The sequence below is a fragment of the Deltaproteobacteria bacterium GWA2_45_12 genome (assembly GCA_001797365.1).
Taxonomy (GTDB): domain Bacteria; phylum UBA10199; class UBA10199; order UBA10199; family UBA10199; genus UBA10199.
Map to the genome: position 1 here is coordinate 44,557 of MGPH01000025.1, position 2,274 is coordinate 46,830.

General features: G+C 49.0%; 2 protein-coding genes and 1 pseudogene (1 of these 3 only partly in view). All 3 read left to right on the forward strand.

The window, feature by feature from the left end; genetic code table 11:
• Positions 1-75 (forward strand): annotated as a pseudogene (locus A2048_00210) (hypothetical protein); it begins 2,406 nt to the left of the window's first position.
• Positions 76-185: 110 nt separating this feature from the next.
• Entirely contained in the window at positions 186-1,010 is an 825-nt protein-coding gene (locus A2048_00215; GenBank protein ID OGP09594.1) for a hypothetical protein, read from the forward strand.
• Between the two features lie 71 nt (positions 1,011-1,081).
• A complete protein-coding gene (locus A2048_00220) occupies positions 1,082-2,140 on the forward strand; it encodes a hypothetical protein (GenBank protein OGP09595.1) in 1,059 nt (352 codons plus the stop codon).
• The last annotated feature ends 134 nt before the right edge of the window (positions 2,141-2,274 follow it).

The following is a 2,274-nucleotide window of genomic DNA, read 5'->3' on the forward strand; positions in this document are numbered from 1 at the left end:
GGCTCCCCTTTCAAGTGGCCCAATGGAAAAAGGCTTACGAATCCGGTGATGAAATCAAAGGCGATACGTTTTTAAAAACCTTCGATCTTCTCCGCACCTTTGAAAACCATTACCAAGACATCCGCGATCATTTTGGAAATACCTTTGCCCTCATCAAAAGGGATTTGGAGAACTTTCTTGCCGGTATGAAGAAAGGGATGAAGCAGGCCCGCAAATCCCTCGTCTTTGAAGTCTCGGGGGATTTGGAGACCATCGCCCTTTCAGGAAGTATTCCCGTCGAAACGTGCCAGAATTTGGAACGGCTCTGGGTCGATGCCGAAGGGCAGCCCCTTCACCGCATGATGCACGGGCAGTTTAAGGTGGCCAATTGGATCATCGATGGGGAAGTGATGGCCCGGCGATTGATTGAAATCACTTTGGATGGGAAAGGTCGAACGCATCTGCTGGTGGAAGAACTTTATTCCGCCGGGGGGTTCGGGCATGTGCAGGAGTTTCGCGAGCATATTGTAAGTTACGCCGAAAATATTTTGGGACTTTCATCAGATCATGTCCATTTCAGCGATGAGGATATTTCTAAAGCCCCTCCTCCTTTGAATAATGGGGATCGCATTTACCGGGATACTTTCTTAGAGCCGGGTCCGTCTTTAAATGAGGTGAGAACACGCACGGCCTCGTTTGCCCCCACAGCCCCTGTCCCAGCCCAACCCCAGCGGCGGACGGGAACTACAACCCGTGGCCATATTTCGCTGGCACCCATGGGTTTGAGTACCTTTCATTGTACGGATATTCTCGATCCGGAAATGCCCGAACTAGGCTCTGAAGCGGGCTTTGGCAGCGCCGAAGTTTTTGCCGTCCAAGTCGTTCCAAAATTAAATCCCGGGAGAATCAAAAGGGACGGGCCCCCGTCATCGCGTCCAATCCCCCGGCCCACAGCCCATCGAGGCTTCGGCCTCGTCTTCAACCCGCATTTGCGCACCGGCATTTCGCGGGTGCCTTTGAGGGTTATATAAATTTTATCCCTGCAACCCCATAATAAAACCCTTGCCGGTTATACGCCGTTAAATTAATATGGCGTATAACTATGGATTATTTTCAAGAACTCCCCCTTTCGACAACGACCCTTTACGCAAACTTCTTCCAACAGGTGAAAACGGCGGAAGCCATCCGCGACATTGGGGATCTTAAGGGCACCTTCACCAGCAAAACGGTCAAGAGCCGGGTTTATTGGTATTTGCAATCCAATCTCACCGGTAAAAAGCGTCAGATTTACCTCGGACCCGACTCCAAAGAGATGCAGCAGATCTTACTCGACCACCAGAAAAATAATTCACTTAAATCCAAAGACCGTGAGGAACGCGAAAGACTGGCGGCCATGCTCGTCAAAGGTGGGATCCTGCTTCCCGACCGGACCAGCCTCAAGGTGCTTTTGCTTTTGTCTGAGTCAGGGATCTTTAAAGCGGGCTCCGTTTTGGTCGGCACACACGCTTTTCTGGCTTACTCAGCCTTGCTGGGAATTGCGTGGAAAGAGCTCTTACGCACCCAGGACATCGACATCGCCCAAGACAAAAACCTTTCAGTGGCTTTGGGATTTAAAGAAGCGGCGGCCGATCTTCCCGAAGTTTTAGAGCAGGCAAAGATGGGATTCTTTCCCATTCCCTTACTCAATAACAAAAATCCCTCCACTTCCTTTAAAATCAGGGGACGTGAACTCCATTTGGATATTCTCACCCCCTTGTGGGGCCGTGAAAAAGAAGAGCCTGTTTTCTTGCCCGCCCTGAATGTGGCGGCTCAACCCTTGCGTTATCTGGATTACCTGCTCGAAGACACCCAAGAATGCGCCCTTCCCCATGAAGCCGGGTTAATCGTTTTAGTCCCACATCCCGCCCGTTTTGCATGGCACAAACTCATTGTTGCCGTTAAAAGACCCACTAGCCAGACCGCGAAGATAAAAAAAGACATTCTTCAGGCCGCCGCCCTCTTTGATTTTTTTCTCCAAACAAAAAAATCCGATCTCACTTCGGCCTACAAAGTTTTAAAAAAAAGAGGCCCTGGTTGGGAATCAGCCATCAAAAAAGGAATACAGATCCTCAAACAAGCGGACCCTGTTTTGGCAAAAAAAATCCTGTCGATTATCCCCTGATTTTTTTAAATATGGATGCATAAACTAATTGGGGGTGAGGTATTGGGTCAATCCCATTCTTAGTTGAAATTGTTTGATAACCATCACGCTGCTATTTTTTGTTGTTTAATAAAAACCGTTTTCATCTGCTCCCG